Source organism: Streptomyces sp. Rer75, from assembly GCF_013414305.1.
GTDB classification, from domain to species: Bacteria; Actinomycetota; Actinomycetes; order Streptomycetales; family Streptomycetaceae; genus Streptomyces; species Streptomyces himastatinicus.
The window spans coordinates 2,903,979-2,922,794 of sequence record NZ_CP058693.1 but is presented as its reverse complement, the minus strand read 5'-3'; the positions used below and the strand labels follow the sequence as shown (position 1 = coordinate 2,922,794).

Below are 18,816 nucleotides of genomic sequence, written 5' to 3'. Positions count from 1 at the left end.
GGATGCCGAGCGGCCGGGTGGGGCGGCGTCAGCAGCCGAGCGAGCGGGCCCGCGCAACGGATGCGCGGCAACACTCGCGGTCGAAGTGGTGCGCCTGCCGGGACGGCCAGAACGGCTCCAGGTCGAGACGACCCGTCGCGGCGTTGATGAGGCTGACCATGCCCCCTATTGAAGCAGAAGAACGGCCCGGGGCGCTCGGGCCCCGGGCAGGGTGCGACGCTGCCCACTCACCTCGCACTCCCGATGAGGCCCCGCCCATGCCGCCCGCCCCCCGCGGATTCGGGGCGGACCGGAAGACAGCGGCCTCAAACAGACATCTACCTATAAAGCAAGGCGAGGCGCACAATGGTGGTGCGGTGGTGTTACCGCACTGCGCGGTCAGACTTGCATGGAACGAAGGAGGCGAGTCGTATGGCCGACGTCTCACGTACCCGAGGTGATCTCAAGGGCCACCCCGACGTGTCCGAGATGCGTGAGCGCTTCGCTCGCATGATGGACGCGCGGGACGTTGTCTTCCTCGACGGACCGGTGCTGTTGGCCGGTCTGTACTTCGCCATCTCCCCCTGGGTGGTGCACTTCTCGAGCACCAGCCCCGACCTCATGGTCAACAACGTCATCCTCGGCCTGGCCATCGCCCTGCTGGGCATCGGCCTCACATCGGCGCCGAGGAGGATGTACAGCCTGTGCTGGGCCATGTCCGCGATCGGTGTATGGATGATCATTTCTCCCTGGATCGTCGCCAGGGGGCCGGATGCCGGAATGATCTGGAACAACGTGCTCATCGGCGCCCTCACCTGCCTGTTCGGCCTGATCGCCGCCGGCGTGGTGATGCGGAAGGGACGGGAGACCTGACCGAGACCTGAACGACACGCAACCAGCTACGAGGCACACAAGCACAACGGACAAGGCCACCGGCCGCACGCCCCCGAGGGGTGTGCGGCCGGTGGTGCGCTAGGGTCTGTTGCGAAAGTGGATCTTGTTCGTTGATGATCACTTCCTGTGGGACGTGGGGATCTGACGAACGGCCAGTGGGCCCGGCTTGAGCCTCTGCTGCCGACGGGCATCAAGCCGGGGCGGCCGCAGGTGTGGACGCGGAGGCAGCTGATAGACGGCATACGGTGGCGGACCCGGACCGGTGCTCCCTGGCGGGACGTGCCCGAACGTTATGGGCCGTGGGACCGGGTCTATGACCTGTTCCGGCGCTGGCAGCGGGACGGCACCTGGGCAAGGATCCTCACCCAGCTCCAGGCCGAGGCGGACGCGAAGGGCCTGATCACCTGGGAGGTCAACGTCGACTCCACCGTCTGCCGGGCTCATCAGCACGCCGCGGGAGCGGCGAAAAAGGGGACCTCCAGAAGGAACCGCCCGGCGGGATCTTCGTCGAGCCGGCCGACCACGGCCTCGGACGCTCCCGCGGCGGACTGACCAGCAAAATCCACCTTGCAGTCGAGCAGGGGCAGAAGCCCTTGTCCCTCGTGATCACGGCCGGGCAGCGGGGCGACTCCCCGCAGTTCGAAGCGGTCCTGGAAGCCATCCGGGTTCCGAGGCTGGGGCTCGGCAGGCCGCGCAAGCGCCCGGACCGGGTGCGGGCCGACAAGGCGTACGATTCCCGCGGCAATCGCTCCTACCTGCGCAGACGCGGGATCAAAGCCACCATTGCGGTTCCGGCGGACCGAGTCCGCAACCGCCTCAAGCGTGGATCGCGTGGCGGGCGGCCGCCGAAGTTCGACAAGGACGACTACAAGCAACGGCACGCGGTCGAGTGCGGGATCAACCGGCTCAAGCGGCACCGGGCCGTTGCCACTCGGTACGACAAACTCGCCGTCCGCTACGAAGCGACAGTGCTGGTCGCAGCCATCAACGAGTGGCTGTGACCAGCACTTTCACAACAGGCCCTAGTCCGCAAAGTCGCGTCGGGTCAGCCGATCGGCTCCGGCATCGGGACCACATCGTAGGAGCACTCGATGAGGTCGCCGGTGGCCGGATCGCCCAGCTCCACCCGCCAGCGGTCGGCGAACTGGTCGACACCCTCCGTCATTGGGATCGTCCCGGAGATCAGCACCGTGCCCGGCACCAGGTCGCCGCGCTCGCGCAGCACCTCGACCCAGTACGCGGGCGGCAGCAGCTCGGCCAGGGTGCCGCTCTGCACCTCGGTCTCCGTGCCGTCATGGGTGACCCAGGCCCGCAGCGTCAGATCATCCAGCCGCGCGTCCACATCCGCGAGGCGCCAGGCGCGGGCGGCGAGCACATCGGGGCCCGCGTTCTTGCTCCAGGCCACGCCGTGCACCTCCAGCTCCCGGTCGGTGTGGTCGCAGGCGGCGGTCAGCAGCAGCTCCCCGCCCTCGGCCACGATCAGCGCCCACTCCGCCTCGCCCGAGGTGCGGCCGTGCTGGACGCTGACCCGGCCGGTCTGCTGGGCGAGGTAGGGGGAGATGGGGTAGAGGGCGGGCGTCACGCTGGGCGCGGGGACGCCCAGCTCGGCCAGTTCGGCGACATGGGCGGCCACGTCCTCCTGGCTGCGTCCGGCGTAGCCCGCGTTGAGCACCTGGACGACCTCCACCTGCCGGGTGGAGCCGTCGGGGAGTTCGAAGGTCAGGGCGGGCGTGGGGGACTGCGGGGGCTGCGTCGGCTGCGTCGTCATGGGGGTGTGCACTCCATATCGCGAGGAACTTCCCTCAAGGGGGTTGCGCATACGCTCGGTATACAACAAGTATGCCGGAAGCCGTGCATCACGCAACCACCCCTCACGCACCCACCCCTCACACACCCTCTGAATACGCACATCACCCCGAGGACGGACCATGCAGCGCACCTCCAAGGCCGCACCAGAGCCCCGGGCCGACGGACCGGCGGTCCGCCGCGCCTTCGTCGCCAGCCTCACCGGCACCGCCCTGGAGTGGTACGACTTCGCCGTCTACTCCGCCGCCGCGGCGCTGGTCTTCGGCGACCTCTTCTTCCCCTCCGAGGACCCGTTCACCGGCACCCTCCTGGCGTTCTCCACCTACGCCGTCGGCTATGTCTCCCGCCCGCTGGGCGGCTTCGTCTTCGGGCGGCTCGGAGACGTCATCGGCCGGAAGAAGGTGCTCATCGCGACCCTGGTCCTCATCGGCGTCGCGACCCTGCTGATCGGGCTGCTGCCCACCTACGCCACCGTCGGCGTCGCGGCCCCCGCCGCCCTGGTGCTGCTGCGCTTCGCCCAGGGCGTCGGCGTGGGCGGCGAGTGGGGCGGTGCGGTGCTGCTGTCCAGCGAGTACGGCGATCCCCGGCGGCGCGGCTTCTTCGCCTCGGCCGCGCAGGTCGGGCCGCCCGCGGGCAATCTCCTCGCCAACGGCGTGCTTGCGGGGCTGGGCGCCGCGCTGACGGAGGACCAGTTCCTGTCCTGGGGCTGGCGGGTGGCGTTCCTGCTCTCCGGTGTGCTGGTGGTGTTCGGGCTGTGGATCCGCGCCAAGCTGGAGGAGACCCCGGTCTTCAAGGCCATGGAGGCCGCGCAGGAGCGCTCCGAGGCGCCGGTGCGCGAGGTGTTCACCGCCCAGCCCCGGGCGCTGACCGCGGCGATCCTCTGCCGGATCGCCCCCGACGTGCTGTACGCGATGTTCACCGTCTTCGTGCTCACCTACGCCACCGGGGAACTGGGCATGTCGCGCGGCTCCGCGCTGACCGCCGTCCTCATCGGCTCCTCCCTCCAGATCTTCCTGATCCCGCTGGCCGGAGCGCTCTCCGACCGCGTCAACCGGCGGTGGCTGTACGGGGTCTCCGCCGTGGCCGCGGGCGTCTGGCCCTTCCTCTTCTTCCCGCTGGTCGCGGGCGGCAGCTGGGCGCTGCTCACCCTCGGTGTCGTCGGCGCGCTGGTGATCCACTCGCTGATGTACGGGCCGCAGGCGGCCTTCATCGCCGAGCAGTTCTCCCCGCGGCTGCGCTACACGGGCTCCTCCCTCGCGTACACCCTGGCCGGAGTCGTCGGCGGGGCGGTCGCGCCGCTGCTGTTCACGACGCTGCTCGGGACGTACCACGCCTGGCAGCCGCTGGCGCTCTACATCGCGCTCACGGCGGTGGCCACGGTCGCCGGGCTGTGGCTGGGCCGGGACGCCGCGCCCGCCCAGGACGAGGAGCCGGACGCAGTGGCCGCCCCGCGGCAGTCGTCCGCCGCGACCGGCTGACGCACCACCCCCGGTACGGGCAGCCGTGCCCCGACCGGGGCATCATCGCCACGTCACCCACCGCGCCGACCAGGGAGGGCAACACACCCCATGCGCATCGCACTGAGCCAGATCACCACCGGCCCGGACCCGAAGGAGAACCTCGCCACCCTGCGCGAGCAGGCCCTGCGCGCGGCGGCGGACGGCGCCCGGATCGTCGTCTTCCCGGAGGCCGCCATGGCGTGCTTCGGCACCAAGCTGGGACCGCTCGCCGAACCGCTGGACGGCCCGTGGGCCACCGAGGTCCGGCGGATCGCGCGGGACGCCGGGCTCGTGGTCGTGGCGGGCATGTTCACCCCGGCCCCCGACGGGCGGGTCACCAACACCCTGCTGGCCACCGGCCCCGGAGTCGAGGCCGCGTACGACAAGATCCACCTGTACGACGCCTTCGGCTTCGCCGAGTCCAAGACCGTGGCCCCCGGCTCGGAGGTGGTGACCTTCGAGCTGGACGGGGTCCGGATCGGCCTCGCCACCTGCTACGACGTACGGTTCCCCGAGCTGTTCCGGGCGCACGCCGACGCGGGCGCGGTGCTGTCGCTGCTGCCCGCTTCCTGGGGCGCGGGCCCCGGCAAGCGCGAGCAGTGGGAGCTGCTGACGCGGGCGCGGGCGCTGGACGCCACCGTATGGCTGGCCGCCGTGGGACAGGCCGACCCGGCGGCGAGCGGCGCCGAGGTTCCGTCGACGAGCGCCCCCACCGGCATCGGGTACAGCGCCCTCGTCGGCCCCGACGGGACCGTACGCGAGCGGCTGGAGGCGGCGCCGGGGCTGCTGGTGGCGGACGTCGCCACCGAGGAGGTCGCCGCGGTGCGGCGCACGGTGTCCGTCCTGGCCAACCGCAGGCTTGGCACCCGCGCATGAGCCGGCGGGCCAAGCCTGAGCTGGAATTCCACCGTCCCTCGGGCGCCTGGCAGGTGCCCGAGGGGGCGGCCCCGGGCGTCCGGGAGCAGACCCTCGCCGCGGACGGGAGCGGTGCGCACCGCACGGCGCTCGTCCGGTGGGAGCCGGGCACGGACACCTCGCGGTCCGGAGTCGTCCGCCATGACTTCTGGGAGGAGGTCTACCTGCTCGAGGGCGACATGCGCGACCTGACGCTGGGGCGGACCTTCTCGCGGGGGTACTACGCATGCCGCCCGCCGGGCATGCCCCACGGCCCGTGGATCTCCGACGACGGGGTGACGATGCTGGTGATCACCTACCCGGCGGCCGACGGGGGCTGAGTGGGCCCGGCGGGCTCAGCCCGCCAGGAGCACCTTGAGCGTCGACTCCAGATGGCCGCTGATCGCGGCGCGTGCCGCCTCCGGGTCGCCGGAGGCCACCGCGTCCAGGATCGCCTGGTGTTCGGCGAGCACCGCCTCCTGGCGGCCGGTCCGGTTGTACAGCGCCACCACCCCGGCCCGGATCTGGCGGCTGCGCAGCCCGTCGTAGTGCCGGCCCAGGAGTTCGTTGCCCACCGACGCGACCATGGTCGCGTGGAAGAGGTGGTCCACGGCGATGAACTCCTTGGCGTGCTCGGGCCCGCTGAGCCCGCGCTGCCGCTCCAGCAGCTCCGTCAGCTCCTCGACCGGCACCTTCCGCTGCTCGATGGCCTGTTCGGCGGCGTAGCGCTCGACGATCCCGCGCAGCTCCATCAGTTCGGTGATCTCCCGGCCGGACAGCGGCGCGATGTGCGCACCCCGCTTGGGCACCAACTGCACCAGGTCCTCGGCCGCGAGCAGCAGCAGCGCCTCGCGGATGGGGGTCCGGGAGATGCCGATCCGGTCGGCGATCTCCTGTTCGGTGAGGAACCGGCCCTGCATGTCGGGATCGGTCAGCACGGTCTCCTTGAGGAACGCGTACGCCTTTTCTCGTCCGGACTGCACTGGGCCCATGCCTCCTCGCATACCACTCGTATACGAAAATTATCACGGCGGAAGGTCCCGGAGCCCGCGGTTCAGGAGCCGCTCCCGCGGTCAGGAGCCGCTCCCGCGGTCAGGAGCCGCTGACGAGGACGACCTTGCCGGTGACCGTGCCGGACTCCGCCAGCCGCATCGCCCGCGCGGCCTCGGCCAGCGGGATCCGGGCGGCCACCTGGGCGGTGAACTCACCGCTCGCGAGCAGCGCGAGGACCTGGCCCAGATCCTCGCGCACCCGCGCCTGGTAGGCGGCGCGGCGCCGTCTGCCCGCCCACAGGTTGTAGAAGTGCGCCTTCCGGCCGTTGGGCAGCAGGTTCCACAGCGTGAGCCGGGCGAGCAGCTTGAGGACCGGCACCCGGGACGAGCCGGGCACGTCCCGGGTGGCCGCCGTGCCGTACGAGACGAGCGTGCCGCCGCGGGCCAGCAGCCGGAACGAGTCCACGATGCCCTCGCCGCCGACGTGGTCGAACACCGCGTCCACCCCGCCGGGCGCCAGCTCGCGCACCCGCGCGGCCAGATCCGGGTCGCGGTAGTCGACGGGGGTGGCGCCCAGTGCCCGCACCGCGTCGTGGTGGCGGGGCGACGCGGTGCCGATGACCGCGATTCCGGCGCGGCGGGCGAGCTGGACCAGGGTGGAGCCCACCCCGCCGTTGGCCCCGTGGACCAGCACGGTCATCCCGGCGCGGGCCCCGGCCACCCGGTGCAGCATCTGCCAGGCCGTGATCCCGTTGACCACCACCGTCTCGGCCTCGGCGGCGCCCACCCCGTCCGGCACGGCGACCAGGTCGCCCGCGTCGGCCAGTACGTGGCTGGCCCATCCGCCGACCTTGGTCAGCACGGCGAACCGGCGGCCGCGCAGCCCCGGATCCACCCCCGCGCCCGTCTCGGCGACCGTGCCCACCAGGTCGTACCCGGGCACGAAGGGGAACGGCGGCTGGTCGTAGTACTTGCCGCGGCGCATCTGCTGCTCGGCGAACGAGACCCCGGACGCCTCGACGGCCACCAGGACCTGACCGGGGCCGGGCTCGGGCACCGGGCGGGTGCGGAGCTGGAGCCCCTCCGGGTCCACCCGGCCGGGCAGGACGACTTCGGTGAGCGAGATGAGCGACATGGCGGGACTCCGTCTTCTCGTGGGATGCTAGTGAGGTCTTCTAGCGACAGCGAGAGCTTCTAACGAAAGAATGAGGCTATTGGGCTCGATGTGTCAAGCCCGGGGCGCGCGCCGATGGCCACAGCAGGGCGTGAGCGGCTCGCACGGCGCACACTGGAAGCACGCCCACCGGTGACCGGAGGTCGCGATGGAGTCCGCCGCCGAATTCGACGTCGTCGTGGAGATCCCCGAGGGGTCCCGCAACAAGTACGAGATGGACCACGAGGCCGGGCGCATCCGGCTGGACCGGATGCTGTTCACCGCCACCAAATACCCGGCCGATTACGGCTACATCGACCACACCCTCGGCCGCGACGGCGACCCGCTCGACGCCCTGGTCACCGTCGGCGAGCCCACCTTCCCGGGCTGTGTGATCCTGTGCCGGGCCATCGGCATGTACTGCATGCGCGACGAGAAGGGCCCGGACGAGAAGATCCTGTGCGTGCCCGCCCACGATCCGCGCTACGTGGACGTCCAGGACATCGACGACGTGCCGGAGTTCGACCGCATGGAGATCACGCACTTCTTCGACGTCTACAAGGACCTCGAACCCGGCAAGTCCGTCGAGGGATCCCACTGGGAGGGCCGCGACCAGGCGTACGCCGAGATCGCCGCCTCCCGCGCCCGCGCGGGCTGAGACCTGGGCTGAGATCTACGCGGTCCCGCCGCGGTGAGATCTACGCGGTCCCGCCGCGGCGCGGAGCGGGCACCCCGCGGTCGTTCTGGAGCTCCCACAACTCCCGGAACAGGCCCGGCGATCGGGTCAGCTCCTCGAACGTGCCCTGCTGGATCACCCGGCCGCGGTCCAGCACCACGATGCGGTCGGCCACCGCGACGTTCGCCAGCCGGTGCGTGACCAGGACGACCGCGCGGTCCCGCGCCATCCGCCGCAGCCCGGCGAAGATCCGGTGCTCGGCGCGCGCGTCGAGGGCGCTGGTCGGCTCGTCCATCACCAGCAGCCCGGCGGGCCGGTGGAACGCGCGGGCCAGCGCGATCCGTTGCCACTGCCCGCCGGACAGCTCCACCCCGCCCCACCACTGCCGGGCCAGCAGCGTGTCCAGCCCGCTGCGCAGCCCGTCGACCACCTCGTGCGCCCCGGAGCCGACCGCCGCCGCCCGCACCGCCTCGTCCCCGCCGTGCGGCTGCCCGAGGGTGATGTTGTCGCGCGCGGACAGCGGCCAGTGGGCGTAGTCCTGCGGCACGACGGCGGTGTGCCGCCACATCGCCTGCGGGTCCAGCTCAGCGGTGCTCGCACCGTCCCAGGTCACCGCGCCCCCGGTGGGCAGGTACAGCCCCGTCAGCAGCTTGCTCAGGGTGGTCTTGCCGGAGCCGTTCTCCCCGACCAGCGCCAGCACTTCGCCGCGCCGCACCTCCAGGCTCACCCCGGCGAGCGCCGGAGCCTCCGACTCCGGGTAGGCGTACGTCAGCCCCTCCGCCCGGATCACTTGCGGTACGTCCGGCACCCGGCTGCCGCGCCGCATCCGGTGCCCGCCCGCCTCCTCGATGAACTCCGCCCAGTCGTCCAGGTACAGCCCCGTACGGAACAGCCGCGTCCCGTACCCGACCATCCCCTGGAGCGACGAGCCCACCGTCCGCAGCGCGAACACCGCGGTCCCCGCCGAGGCCACCGACATCTGCCCGGACCCCAGCAGCAGCGCCAGCGACGCCCACACAAGACCCGACGCGAAACCCCCGGCCAACGCCCCCGCCACCGCGTACCGCGCGCCCCGGTGCACCGCCTTGTCCGTCGCGGCGTCCACCCGCGCGCCGATCGCCCGGTACCGCTCCAGGAGGAACGACGCCATGGTGCCCGAGCGCAGTTGGTCGGCGATGTCCTTGTCCACCATGTACCAGCGCAGCAGACCGAGCGTGCGCCGGTCCGCGCTCATCGCCCGGCTTGTCTCGTACTGCACCCGCGCGCCCTTCATCCCCGCGATCCCCTGCGGCAGCGCGGCCAGCAGCAACAGCGGCAACAGCGCCGGATGCAGCACGGTCACCACCCCGGCCGCCGCGACCAGCGAGGCCAGACACGCCATCAACTGCTGCGACTCGACGATCAGATCCTGCGCGACCTCGGCACCCCGGTCCGCCGCGTCCCACTTGTCGTTGAACCCGGGGTTGTCGTACGCGGCCAGCTCCGCGTTGATCGCCGCGTCCAGCATCTGCGTCTCGGCCTCCCGCGAGATCCGCGGCGACAGCCTGCTGGAGATGTTCGACACCGCGATCCCCAGCAGCGCCCGCAGCCCCGCCGCCCCGGCCAGCACCGCGATCGACGGCAGCGCCTCGCGCAGCCGCTCGCCGATGTTCCCGGACGAGATGAGCGCCGTGATGGTGCCGGTGGTCGCCAGCAGCCCGAACGCCTCGAAGAACCCCGCGAGCGCCTGGCACAGCAGCAGCGTCACGACCGCCCTGCGGTCCACCCGCCACGCCAACCCCAGGGAGCGGCGCACCAGTTGCGGCAGTCGGCGGGCCATGGCCCGGGTGGTGATCGTCTCCAGGGCCACCGGCGTGGGCGGCCGGAACCGCAACTCCTCACCGGCCCCGGCCGGTTGTCCTGCCGGTTGCCCGGCGGCCTGCGACGCTGCCACGGATCCCCCTGACGATGCGGTCCAGCACGGCGGTGCCGGTCACCTTGCCGCAAAGCGGGTGGGGCCGCAGGCGTACGGCGGAGGTCCACACGATCGTGGAAGGGCCGCGTCACGCATCGCCCCCCTCCGTCCCCGTCGCCCCCTCCGTCAACCCTGACCATCGTCAAGGTCGCGCCCTGCCGTTCGGCCCGGGTCCCCGGCGTCGGCCGCTCCTACGTTCGGGGCCATGCCAACGCACACTCACCACACCGCCCGGCTCCTGGGGGCCGCGGCGCTGCTCGCCGCGGGCGCCGCGGCGGTCGTCCTGCTCTCCCCGGGCGGGCTGGGGGACCCCGGCCCCGTCGAGGTCGGACACGGAGCCTCCGCGTCCGCGTACCGCGCGCTCACCGGAGCGGTGGCCGGTGCCCCCATGGCGCTGCTGGAAGCGGCGAGCGAGGGCACCGTGGCCGTCCTCGGGCTGCTGCTGGCCGTCCTGGGGTGGACGGCGCTGCGCCGCGGGGACGCGCGCGGCATCGCCGGGACCGCCGTGGTCGGCCTGGGCACCGTGGCCGCGTACGCGCTCAGCGAGGCCCTGAAGCTGGTGGTGGACGAGGAACGGCCCTGCCGCGCGGTGCGCGGAGCCGCGGCGATCGCCCACTGCCCCGCGGCGGGGGACTGGTCGTTCCCCAGCAACCACGCCACCCTGGCCGCCGCCCTCGCGATCGGCCTGTCCGTCCTGCGGCCGCGCTGGGCCGCCCTGACCCTCCCGACGGCAGCGGCGGCTGCGCTGCTGCGCGTCCTGGTCGGGGTGCACTATCCGCACGACGTGCTCGCCGGGGCGATCCTGGGCGGTTGCGTCGTCGCGGCCGCGCTGCTCGCGCTGGAGCCGCTCGCCGTACGCCTGACGTCAGTGGTGCTCGGGCGGTGGCGGCGGCGGTACGACACCGGCCTCGTGCGCCACGACGGCGGCCGCGGCCCGGTTGTCCACCCCCAGCCGGGCCAGGATGGAGCTGACGTGCGCCTTGACCGTCCCCTCCACCACATGGAGCCGACGCGCGATCTGCCCGTTCGACAGCCCGCCGCCGAGGAAGGCCAGCACTTCGCGCTCCCGGGCGGTGAGCGCCGCGACCCGCTCCCGGGCCGCGCCGCGCCGCCCGGCCAGGGCACCGGCGCCGCCCGCCGCGAGATGCGCGACCACCCGGGCGGCGACCTTCGGTGACAGATAGGCGGCACCGTCGGCCACCGCGCGGACCCCCGCGATCAGCTCCTCGGGCTCACCCGACTTGATCAGGAAACCGGCGGCGCCACCGCCGAGCGCCCGCAGGATGTAGTCGTCCTCCCCGAACGTCGTCAGCATGATCACCCCGGTCTCCGGCACCGTCCTGCGGATCTCCTCCGCCGCCTCGATACCGCCCATCACCGGCATCCGGATGTCGAGCACGGCGACCTGCGGGCGGTGCCGCCGCACCAGCTCCACGGCGTCCCGGCCGTCGGCCGCCTCCGCCACGACGTCGATGGCCGGATCGGTGGTCAGGACGGCGCGTACGCCCGCGCGGATCATCGCCTCGTCGTCGGCGACCAGCACCCGGATCACCGGCACCCCAGCGGGCTCGGGCCGCTCACGGCGTGAGGGCATCGCGCGCCACCAGAACGTCCCCGCGGAAGCACAGCCGGTACGCGTCGCCGGAACGGTCGTCGAAACGATCCGCCGTCATCGCGTAGTACTCGCATCTGATGCCCCGTCCCTCCGGTTCGGCGGCCGAGGGGTGATGCGCCAGCTGACGGTCCGGCAGCACCCGCTCCACCTCGGAGCGATCCTGCCCCACCCGCAGCCGGGCGAAGTCACCCGGGTCCAGCACCGCGCGCGACGCCGTCACCCGGTCCCACCCCATCAGCGCGGCGCTCAGGCCCGCACCGGTCACCAGCGGCACCATGACCGCCGCGACCAGCACCCGCCGCACCCGGTGCCGCGCCCGCCGGTGCTCCTGGCGGACCGGCGGAGCGGTCGGCTCCGGAGGCGTGTGCGGAAGCCGGGCCTCGACGGCGAAGCCGCCGCCCCGGGAGCCCTGGGAGCCCTGGGAGCCCCGGGAGTCCTGGGAGTCCCGAAGGTCCTGGGAGACCTGGGGGCCGTGCGTAAACGAGCCCCCGGCCCGCCGTACGCGCTCCTCGAGCCCGCTGAGCCCACGCCCGCCGCCCTGCGTACGGGGCCCCGTCGCACCGGTCGCCGGGTTCTCCACCCGGACGACCGTCTCCTCCTCCCCGTACGCCACCCGCACGGTCACCGCCGCGCCGGGCGCGTGCTTGGCGGCGTTGGTCAGCGCCTCCTGGACGACGCGGTACGCGGCCCGCTCCACCTGCGGCGGCTGCCCCGTATCCGCCCCCTCGGCGCGGAGTTCGACGTCCAGCCCGGCGGCGGCCGCCTCGTCCACGAGCCGCGCGATGCCACCAGGGGACTCCTCCTCGCGCAGCACCCCGATCACCTCGCCGAGCCGGTCCACCGCGACCGCCGCCCGCGCCCTGATCTCCTGCGCGGTCCGCCGATGACGGTCCTCCAGCCCGGGCGCCAGCTTCAGCGCCCCCGCCGACAGCGCGATCAGGCTGAGGTCGTGCCCGAGGACGTCGTGCATGTCCTGCGCGATCCGGGCCCGCTCCCGCAGCCTGGCCCGCTCGGCGATCAACCACCGCTCGCGCTCCGCCTGTTCGGCCCGCTCCCAGCCCGCCCGTACCAGCTCCGCGTACTGCCGCCGGAAACGTCCCGCGAACCACGGCACCATCACGCCGCACACCACCACCCCCACGAACCGGCTCCCCAGCCCGAGCAGTGACGGCACCACCGCCGCCGAGACGACCCCCGCCGAGACCACCCCCACGAACACCACCACCGCGGCGCCCGTCCGCCCGCGCCCCCGGCCCACCCCGTACGCGGCCACCGCGGTCGGCACCACCCACCACAGGCTCAGCACGCTCAACCCGGCCCCCACGGCCGCCCCCGCCACCGGCAGTCGGCCCCGCCCCACGCCCCGCGCAATCGTCATCACCGGCCAGACGCTACGGAACCCCGGGCCTGCCGGACACTGCCGAAAGTCCACCTTGGGCCGGGTGAACAGCATCCGCGCGGTGCGCACCGATCAGGAAACCCGCGCTCGACGGTACGCGCGGCGCACACGGCGCGAGCCGCTGAGCGCTGCGCCGTTCAGGGCAATTCACCCCCACGTACCTGGCGTTGTGCCACCACCCGCGCGCCTACTGGTGCTACAGACCGGTGGGTTCCACATCTGCCGGGGGACGGTGACGCGGGCAGGGCCCGGCGTCGATCGCCGTAAGTGTGCACCCCCTGGCCTCCGATGCGCCGCCGCGCCCCGACCAGGCGCCGGCCTGGCGACCAACGGCCCACCACCTCACCTCACTTGGAGGGCCCATCATGGCTACCCCCACCATCACCCTGGTGACGGTCACGCCGAACCCGTCGACGTTCGGGCAGTCGGTCACGCTCACCGCCACCGTGATCCCGCTCGGCGTCGGAACCCCCACCGGCACCGTCACCTTCACCATCACCGGCGGCCCCACCCTGACGGGAACCCTGTCGGGCGGCACGACCTCGGTCACCGCCACCGGGCTCAGCGTCGGCATCCACCCCGTCGTCGCCGTCTACAGCGGCGACACCAACTTCCTCTCCTCCACCAGCGCCAACCTCATCGCGGTCGTCCAGGCCGCGACGACGACCTCGGTGGTGTCCAGCCCGGACCCGTCGACGCTCGGTGAGTCGGTGACGTTCACGGCCACGGTCACGCCGGTCGGGGGCGGCGGAGGCTCCCCGACCGGGACGATGACCTTCGTCATCGGCGGCTCGGGCGGCGGCACGTTCATCCAGCCCGTGACGGCCGGCGTGGCGACACTGACGCTCACCACCCTGGGCGTCGGCACCCACCCCGTGGTCGCCATCTACGGCGGCGACACCAGCTTCCTGCCGTCCTCCGGCGTCGACACCCACACGGTGGACCCCGCCGCCTAGCCGCTCACCCCGCCCGGCCCGACCAGCACTGAGCCCCGCCACCACCCGAGGGGCAGTGGCGGGGCTCAGTCACTCGTCTACCGGTCCCCGGCCTCCGGCGAGGCCTCGTGGCCCTCAGATTCCGTTCCGTCGCGCAACGCGCGTCGGATCCGCCGCAAAGCCCGTATGGTCTGCGGGACCTTGTCCAGCACGTCGTTGATCTGGGTGAGGAGAAGGGTGACGAGCCCGCAGGAGGCGAGGACGATCAGCGTCACGTCGTCCCAGTTCATGAGCATCCGAGGGCGCCCCGGGCGCAGAGCCAGTCCAGGGCGTCCGCGCCCAGCTGGTCGGGTGCTTCGTGCAGCGCGGCCTCCACCGCCGTGAGGTCGGCCAGGGCTTCCGGCGCGTCGGAGCGGTCCAGCGCGGCGAGACGTTCCATGGCCGAGGCGACGGCGGCGGGCCAGCCTGGCATGCCGAAGTGGGCAGAGGCCTTGGCCGCGGCCGAAGCGGCTCTGTGCAGCACACCGGCCCGCCAGCCCTGTTCCCGCATGACCTTCGAGGTGTACCAGACCCGGTCGTCGAGGTGCTGAACGAACTCGTCCGTGGGCTCGCCGCTGGTACTCAGCGTGAAGCGCGAGCCACCGGCCCACGGAAGGTCCACGTCCGACGCGACGGTCTGAAAGGCGAGCAGCGCCTCGGAGCCGTCCTCCCTGGAGGCGATGAACGCCGCGCGGGCCCTGCGATACAGATCGACACTCTGCGCGAACATCTCCCCGTCGCTCGGCCCTCCGTCGGCCGCGTGAATCTCTTCGAGCGGGCCGTCGCGCCAAGCGTCGGCGACCAGGCCGACCGCTGCCGCGCTGACGAGAAGCTCCGGGTCGTCCGCATCGATGCCGAAGTACTCCAGGACGGTCACGAGTTGCTCGGCCATGTCGGGCACAGTCGTCTCCTGTGCAGCACCGTGCGTCATGCTCTTCTGCCCGTACGACGGGACGGGGTCCTCGTGCTCGATGACGATGCCGTGCTGAGCCAGGTCCTCGAAGATGGTGTCCGGCCCGCAGTCGATGTGGGAGCTGTCGTGCCGACCGGAGCAGCCCTCCGGACACTCGAACTCCTCGCACAACTCCGGCTCCGCGGGCATGGACTCGTTGATCAAGTGATAGGCGAGCCTGTTCGCCACCGCTGCTCTCGCCGAGATCATCTCCAAGGTGAGCCGGAATTCGTCGTCCCTGAGCGACGTGTCATCGGGGTCCGCGGAGGCGGGCGGCTCGGGGGCGTCCTCCGTGACCCAGGCGTGTGCCGACTCCAGTGAGACGAGGAGCCAGGCGATCCGCAGGGGTTCGAGGGCCCCGTCCTCGGCGAGACGGGTGACGGCTTCGGCGGCCTGGCGCACACTCCCGAGACCGGCCAGATGCCGTTCCAGTGTCCGCGCCCACGCGGCCGATTCCGCCTGGGCGCGCTCGGCGTCCTGGGCGAGCGCGGCGTCACGCGACCGGCGTGCCCGCGCCACCAGACGCTTGAGGCAGGGGCGGCACCCGAACAGACCGGACGTCTCGGTCGGGCCGAGCGGTACGGGCAAGCGATCGGCGAAGGGCTCGTCGCAGAGGCAGCAGTCCAGGCCGTCCGTGTGACGCGACGTGGGGACGGTTGGCAATGCGGCGCGGATCGTGGCATAGGCGTAAGCAGGGATGTGCATGCGTGGGCAACTCCTCGGAAGAAGGCGCCGACCCCCATCGGCGCCGAGTTCCATGCTCCTCGCCGTCAGCGAGGGCGAGTCACTGTCTGACGGGAAGGCCCGGGAACTTGGCGAAAGCTGACACGCCGCTGGCCTGCGATTCCTATGATGTTGGCAAAACTTGACACCGGGTTCCGGAAGGCGGGTTGCCACACAGTGATCGCTTCGTCATCCCCTCAACCGAGTAGCGCGCACGGCGAGTTGGTCGACGCCTTCCAGGAACTGCACCGGGCGGCGGGCAGGCTGAGCCCGCGGAAGGTGAGCGCACTCATCAAGGACCGGGATGATCTCCCGGGAAAGATCAGCCACGAGGGCGTCCGGACCGCCCTCCAAGGGCTGCGCGTGCCGCGTTGGGAGAACGTGCACACCATCGTCGCGGTACTGGCCGAGCGATGCAGCCCGCCCCGGGATCCCGTGGCGGAGGTGGCCAGGTTTCTGCCGCTGTGGCGTGCCATCGGCGAGGGCGAGTCCGGCGCAATGAAGTCGGCGCGGGAACTCGACCTCGGCGGATGGGGAGGCGAGGACGGTCAGTGGACGGCCGAACTGGTCGCCGGCACGCTGCTCAATCCGTACAACGCCATCCAGATCCATCCCTCGCTCGCGACTCCGCACGAGCCCCTGATGTCGGAGGACGACTGGGTGCGTGTGGGCGTGCGACTCATCGAGGAGTCCGGCGCCGAGTTCGCCCTGCGCGCACTGCTGCGCGTCCTGAAGGGCGACTATGTGGGTGCCGAGAGCGGTGCGCCCTTCGGCTACGAGAACCCGGGCTTCGAGACCACCGAGGCCTTCGAGGTGTTCCGGTACGGCTGCCAGGAGATCCTGCGGCGGCTGCGGTCCGAACCCAACCTCCTCCAAGACTCGATCCGCGCGATGCGCGCCGACGTGACGATGAGCCGCGACGAACGTGCGGAGATGCTACGAGCCGAGTCGGACATGGGCCTCATGCGGGAGGTCATGACGGTGACGCCGGACACCTGGAACGACGTCTCCGAGGAGGCACACCACATGGTGTTCGGGTACCTCATCCAGAACATCAGAACTGTTGGCCGTGCCGACCTGCCCCCGGCCGAGCGGTTCCGGATCACCTGGCGCGTGCCGGAGCCGCGGGCGGAGTGACCGGTATCTCGCCACGCGGCCCGAGCGGGGCACAACAGATGCACTCGTGACTGACGCGGACATCGGCGCGGGCGGGGGTCCGGCGGGGCCTCCGCAGACGCCTCGAAACGCACCCCGACTAGGCTGTCGGCGCATGGACCCGATCTTCCGGCTCCCGCCCAATTCCCCGCTGGCCGTGACCGTTTCCGACGACTGGGGCCTGATCCCTTTGCGCGTCCCGGCCGGTTGGAACGTCATCTACAACCAACTGTCGGCCCGACGCCTGCCGGATGGAAGGGTCGAGGCCAACGACTCCGAGGACCTGTACTGGGCGCGTACGGCACCACCGCCGTGGCTGACCGCGGAGGAGGTGGCGGAGGTTGGCGGCCTGCGGGCTCGGGAGATCAACATAGACGCCGGCTGGTACGACGGCTGCGGCTTCCGCGTCGTCGTCCTCGACCCCGACTGGGACCATGAGCGGGCCTCCTGCACCACTCCCGACCTCGACGAGTTCGTCGCCACCCTGGAGGCGTGGATGTGGGTGATCACCCAGCGAGGGAAGTTCCCCGAGTCGTGAGGCCGTCCGAGAACGACCGAACAGCCGACGAGGGCCGCCACCCGTATCAGGGATGGCGACCCTCGCTGCCGCTCTAAGGGCGGGCCGATCTTTCCGTGGCCCGGTGCGCTGGCACGCCCAGTTCTTTAGACGTCGAAGTACAGCTCGAACTCGTGCGGGTGCGGACGCAGCTGGAGCGGCGCGATCTCGTTGGTGCGCTTGTAGTCGATCCACGTCTCGATCAGGTCGGAGGTGAAGACACCGCCCTGGAGGAGGAACTCGTGGTCGGACTCGAGCGCGTCGAGGACGGCCGGGAGGGAGGTCGGGACCTGGGGGACGCCCGCGTGCTCCTCGGGGGCCAGCTCGTAGAGGTCCTTGTCGATCGGCTCGGCCGGCTCGATCTTGTTCTTGACGCCGTCCAGGCCCGCGAGCAGGAGCGCGGAGAAGGCCAGGTACGGGTTGCCGGAGGAGTCCGGGGCGCGGAACTCGACGCGCTTGGCCTTCGGGTTGGAGCCCGTGATCGGGATGCGCATCGCGGCCGAGCGGTTACGCTGCGAGTACACCAGGTTGACCGGCGCCTCGAAGCCCGGGACCAAGCGGTGGTAGGAGTTCACCGTCGGGTTGGTGAAGGCCAGCAGCGACGGGGCGTGCTTGAGGATGCCGCCGATGTAGTAGCGGGCGGTGTCCGAGAGGCCCGCGTAGCCCTGCTCGTCGTAGAACAGCGGGGAGCCGCCCTGCCACAGCGACTGGTGGACGTGCATGCCCGAGCCGTTGTCGCCGAAGATCGGCTTCGGCATGAAGGTCGCGGTCTTGCCGTTCTTCCACGCCACGTTCTTGACGATGTACTTGAACAGCATCAGGTCGTCGGCCGCGGCCAGCAGCGTGTTGAACTTGTAGTTGATCTCGGCCTGGCCGGCGGTGCCCACCTCGTGGTGCTGGCGCTCGACCTGGAGGCCGGCGCGGTCCAGCTCGAGGCTGATCTCGGCGCGCAGGTCGGCGAAGTGGTCGACCGGCGGGGTCGGGAAGTAGCCGCCCTTGTACCGGACCTTGTAGCCGCGGTTGTCCTCCAGCGCACCGGTGTTCCAGGCGCCCGCCTCGGAGTCGATGTGGTAGAAGGCCTCGTTCGCCTTGGTCTCGAAGCGCACGCTGTCGAAGACGTAGAACTCGGCCTCGGGGCCGAAGTACGCGGTGTCCGCGATGCCGGTGGAGGCGAGGTAGGCCTCGGCCTTCTTGGCGATGTTGCGCGGGTCGCGGCTGTACTGCTCGCCCGTGATCGGGTCGTGGATAAAGAAGTTGATGTTGAGCGTCTTGTCGCGGCGGAACGGGTCGACACGGGCCGTCGACAGGTCGGCACGCAGCGCCATGTCCGACTCGTGGATCGCCTGGAAACCGCGGATCGACGAGCCGTCGAAGGCCAGCTCCTCGTGCGGGTCGAACGCCTCCGCCGGTACGGTGAAGTGCTGCATGACGCCGGGAAGGTCACAGAACCGGACGTCGACGAACTTGACGTCCTCGTCCGAGATGAACTTCCGAGCGTCGTCGGCGTTCTGGAACATCCAACTCCTCCTAGCCCGGCCGCGGGGGGACGGGGATTTGTTCGGTCGCGCGGTCCGTGTGCATGGCGCGCTGCCGCC

19 protein-coding genes and 1 pseudogene are annotated in these 18,816 nt (G+C 71.7%); 10 read left to right on the top strand and 10 right to left on the bottom strand.

Going from position 1 to position 18,816, the window contains the following annotated elements; genetic code table 11:
* Positions 1-28: 28 nt before the first annotated feature.
* Complete coding sequence (locus HYQ63_RS44600) at positions 29-160, bottom strand: hypothetical protein (RefSeq protein ID WP_257231808.1); 132 nt, start codon at positions 158-160, stop codon at positions 29-31.
* 251 nt (positions 161-411) lie between these two features.
* On the opposite strand from HYQ63_RS44600, the gene HYQ63_RS12270 reads away from it, so the two are divergent.
* Complete coding sequence (locus tag HYQ63_RS12270) at positions 412-852, top strand: SPW repeat protein (RefSeq protein ID WP_179933844.1); 441 nt, start codon at positions 412-414, stop codon at positions 850-852.
* Positions 853-999: 147 nt separating this feature from the next.
* Positions 1,000-1,874 (top strand): IS5 family transposase gene (locus tag HYQ63_RS12265; protein WP_373689008.1). Its coding sequence is split into 2 segments (ribosomal slippage): positions 1,000-1,393 and positions 1,393-1,874, totalling 876 coding nucleotides; the frame shifts between segments, so codons are not numbered across the junction.
* 44 nt (positions 1,875-1,918) lie between these two features.
* Here the strand turns inward: HYQ63_RS12265 and HYQ63_RS12260 are convergent.
* On the bottom strand, positions 1,919-2,641 hold the full coding sequence (locus HYQ63_RS12260) for a DUF2848 domain-containing protein (protein ID WP_179933843.1): 723 nt from the start codon (positions 2,639-2,641) through the stop codon (positions 1,919-1,921).
* Between the two features lie 160 nt (positions 2,642-2,801).
* Between HYQ63_RS12260 and HYQ63_RS12255 the strand changes: the two genes are divergently transcribed.
* The 3 genes from HYQ63_RS12255 (at position 2,802) to HYQ63_RS12245 (ending at position 5,413) form a co-directional block, all read left to right on the top strand.
* Complete coding sequence (locus HYQ63_RS12255) at positions 2,802-4,157, top strand: MFS transporter (RefSeq protein WP_179933842.1); 1,356 nt, start codon at positions 2,802-2,804, stop codon at positions 4,155-4,157.
* 90 nt (positions 4,158-4,247) lie between these two features.
* Positions 4,248-5,054 (top strand): carbon-nitrogen hydrolase family protein, encoded by an 807-nt coding sequence (locus HYQ63_RS12250; protein WP_179933841.1) that lies wholly within the window; start codon positions 4,248-4,250, stop codon positions 5,052-5,054.
* Complete coding sequence (locus HYQ63_RS12245) at positions 5,051-5,413, top strand: cupin domain-containing protein (RefSeq protein WP_179933840.1); 363 nt, start codon at positions 5,051-5,053, stop codon at positions 5,411-5,413. Before HYQ63_RS12250 ends, HYQ63_RS12245 begins: the two co-directional genes overlap by 4 nt.
* 15 nt (positions 5,414-5,428) lie before the next feature.
* Here HYQ63_RS12245 and HYQ63_RS12240 read toward each other — a convergent pair whose 3' ends face one another.
* Both HYQ63_RS12240 and HYQ63_RS12235 read right to left on the bottom strand, forming a co-directional pair.
* Positions 5,429-6,055, bottom strand: coding sequence for a GntR family transcriptional regulator (locus HYQ63_RS12240; protein WP_179940005.1), 627 nt, complete (start codon positions 6,053-6,055; stop codon positions 5,429-5,431).
* A gap of 109 nt (positions 6,056-6,164) precedes the next feature.
* Positions 6,165-7,199 carry a medium chain dehydrogenase/reductase family protein gene (locus HYQ63_RS12235; protein WP_179933839.1) on the bottom strand — a complete coding sequence of 345 codons (1,035 nt, stop codon included), beginning with the start codon at positions 7,197-7,199 and terminating at the stop codon, positions 6,165-6,167.
* Positions 7,200-7,386: 187 nt separating this feature from the next.
* Here HYQ63_RS12235 and HYQ63_RS12230 point away from each other — a divergent pair, with 187 nt between their 5' ends.
* A complete protein-coding gene (locus HYQ63_RS12230; RefSeq protein ID WP_123106726.1) occupies positions 7,387-7,875 on the top strand; it encodes an inorganic diphosphatase in 489 nt (162 codons plus the stop codon).
* 40 nt (positions 7,876-7,915) lie between these two features.
* On the opposite strand, the gene HYQ63_RS12225 is transcribed toward HYQ63_RS12230, so the two are convergent.
* Positions 7,916-9,826 carry an ABC transporter ATP-binding protein gene (locus HYQ63_RS12225; RefSeq protein WP_179933838.1) on the bottom strand — a complete coding sequence of 637 codons (1,911 nt, stop codon included), beginning with the start codon at positions 9,824-9,826 and terminating at the stop codon, positions 7,916-7,918.
* A gap of 226 nt (positions 9,827-10,052) precedes the next feature.
* Here HYQ63_RS12225 and HYQ63_RS12220 point away from each other — a divergent pair.
* A pseudogene (locus HYQ63_RS12220) lies at positions 10,053-10,670 on the top strand (phosphatase PAP2 family protein); the annotation flags it as partial.
* A gap of 42 nt (positions 10,671-10,712) precedes the next feature.
* On the opposite strand, the gene HYQ63_RS12215 reads toward HYQ63_RS12220, so the two are convergent.
* Together HYQ63_RS12215 and HYQ63_RS12210 are read right to left on the bottom strand one after the other, a co-directional pair.
* Positions 10,713-11,441, bottom strand: a complete 729-nt coding sequence (locus tag HYQ63_RS12215) for a response regulator transcription factor (protein ID WP_306664821.1) — start codon at positions 11,439-11,441, stop codon at positions 10,713-10,715.
* On the bottom strand, positions 11,425-12,840 hold the full coding sequence (locus tag HYQ63_RS12210) for a sensor histidine kinase (protein ID WP_179940001.1): 1,416 nt from the start codon (positions 12,838-12,840) through the stop codon (positions 11,425-11,427). Before HYQ63_RS12210 ends, HYQ63_RS12215 begins: the two co-directional genes overlap by 17 nt.
* 386 nt (positions 12,841-13,226) lie before the next feature.
* On the opposite strand from HYQ63_RS12210, the gene HYQ63_RS12205 reads away from it, so the two are divergent.
* On the top strand, positions 13,227-13,817 hold the full coding sequence (locus HYQ63_RS12205) for an Ig-like domain-containing protein (protein ID WP_179933837.1): 591 nt from the start codon (positions 13,227-13,229) through the stop codon (positions 13,815-13,817).
* Positions 13,818-13,894: 77 nt separating this feature from the next.
* Here HYQ63_RS12205 and HYQ63_RS12200 read toward each other — a convergent pair whose 3' ends face one another.
* Together HYQ63_RS12200 and HYQ63_RS12195 are read right to left on the bottom strand one after the other, a co-directional pair.
* Entirely contained in the window at positions 13,895-14,086 is a 192-nt protein-coding gene (locus HYQ63_RS12200; protein WP_179933836.1) for a hypothetical protein, read from the bottom strand.
* A complete protein-coding gene (locus HYQ63_RS12195) occupies positions 14,083-15,492 on the bottom strand; it encodes a hypothetical protein (protein WP_179933835.1) in 1,410 nt (469 codons plus the stop codon). Before HYQ63_RS12195 ends, HYQ63_RS12200 begins: the two co-directional genes overlap by 4 nt.
* 297 nt (positions 15,493-15,789) lie before the next feature.
* On the opposite strand from HYQ63_RS12195, the gene HYQ63_RS12190 reads away from it, so the two are divergent.
* Both HYQ63_RS12190 and HYQ63_RS12185 read left to right on the top strand, forming a co-directional pair.
* Positions 15,790-16,647, top strand: coding sequence for a hypothetical protein (locus HYQ63_RS12190; RefSeq protein ID WP_257231807.1), 858 nt, complete (start codon positions 15,790-15,792; stop codon positions 16,645-16,647).
* A 133-nt stretch (positions 16,648-16,780) separates the two neighbouring features.
* Positions 16,781-17,203: a hypothetical protein gene (locus HYQ63_RS12185; RefSeq protein ID WP_179933833.1), complete on the top strand. Its 423-nt coding sequence runs from the start codon at positions 16,781-16,783 to the stop codon at positions 17,201-17,203.
* Positions 17,204-17,328: 125 nt separating this feature from the next.
* On the opposite strand, the gene glnA is transcribed toward HYQ63_RS12185, so the two are convergent.
* Complete coding sequence (glnA, locus tag HYQ63_RS12180) at positions 17,329-18,738, bottom strand: type I glutamate--ammonia ligase (RefSeq protein WP_123105629.1); 1,410 nt, start codon at positions 18,736-18,738, stop codon at positions 17,329-17,331.
* Between the last annotated feature and the right edge of the window lie 78 nt (positions 18,739-18,816).

Bases quoted from the DNA above. Each gene is read 5' to 3' on its own strand.
- HYQ63_RS44600 (WP_257231808.1), bottom strand. From the start codon at position 160: ATGGTCAGCCTCATCAACGCCGCGACGGGTCGTCTCGACCTGGAGCCG.
- HYQ63_RS12270 (WP_179933844.1), top strand. From the start codon at position 412: ATGGCCGACGTCTCACGTACCCGAGGTGATCTCAAGGGCCACCCCGAC.
- HYQ63_RS12260 (WP_179933843.1), bottom strand. From the start codon at position 2,641: ATGACGACGCAGCCGACGCAGCCCCCGCAGTCCCCCACGCCCGCCCTG.
- HYQ63_RS12255 (WP_179933842.1), top strand. From the start codon at position 2,802: ATGCAGCGCACCTCCAAGGCCGCACCAGAGCCCCGGGCCGACGGACCG.
- HYQ63_RS12250 (WP_179933841.1), top strand. From the start codon at position 4,248: ATGCGCATCGCACTGAGCCAGATCACCACCGGCCCGGACCCGAAGGAG.
- HYQ63_RS12245 (WP_179933840.1), top strand. From the start codon at position 5,051: ATGAGCCGGCGGGCCAAGCCTGAGCTGGAATTCCACCGTCCCTCGGGC.
- HYQ63_RS12235 (WP_179933839.1), bottom strand. From the start codon at position 7,199: ATGTCGCTCATCTCGCTCACCGAAGTCGTCCTGCCCGGCCGGGTGGAC.
- HYQ63_RS12230 (WP_123106726.1), top strand. From the start codon at position 7,387: ATGGAGTCCGCCGCCGAATTCGACGTCGTCGTGGAGATCCCCGAGGGG.
- HYQ63_RS12215 (WP_306664821.1), bottom strand. From the start codon at position 11,441: ATGCCCTCACGCCGTGAGCGGCCCGAGCCCGCTGGGGTGCCGGTGATC.
- HYQ63_RS12210 (WP_179940001.1), bottom strand. From the start codon at position 12,840: ATGACGATTGCGCGGGGCGTGGGGCGGGGCCGACTGCCGGTGGCGGGG.
- HYQ63_RS12205 (WP_179933837.1), top strand. From the start codon at position 13,227: ATGGCTACCCCCACCATCACCCTGGTGACGGTCACGCCGAACCCGTCG.
- HYQ63_RS12200 (WP_179933836.1), bottom strand. From the start codon at position 14,086: ATGAACTGGGACGACGTGACGCTGATCGTCCTCGCCTCCTGCGGGCTC.
- HYQ63_RS12195 (WP_179933835.1), bottom strand. From the start codon at position 15,492: ATGCACATCCCTGCTTACGCCTATGCCACGATCCGCGCCGCATTGCCA.
- HYQ63_RS12185 (WP_179933833.1), top strand. From the start codon at position 16,781: ATGGACCCGATCTTCCGGCTCCCGCCCAATTCCCCGCTGGCCGTGACC.
- glnA (WP_123105629.1), bottom strand. From the start codon at position 18,738: ATGTTCCAGAACGCCGACGACGCTCGGAAGTTCATCTCGGACGAGGAC.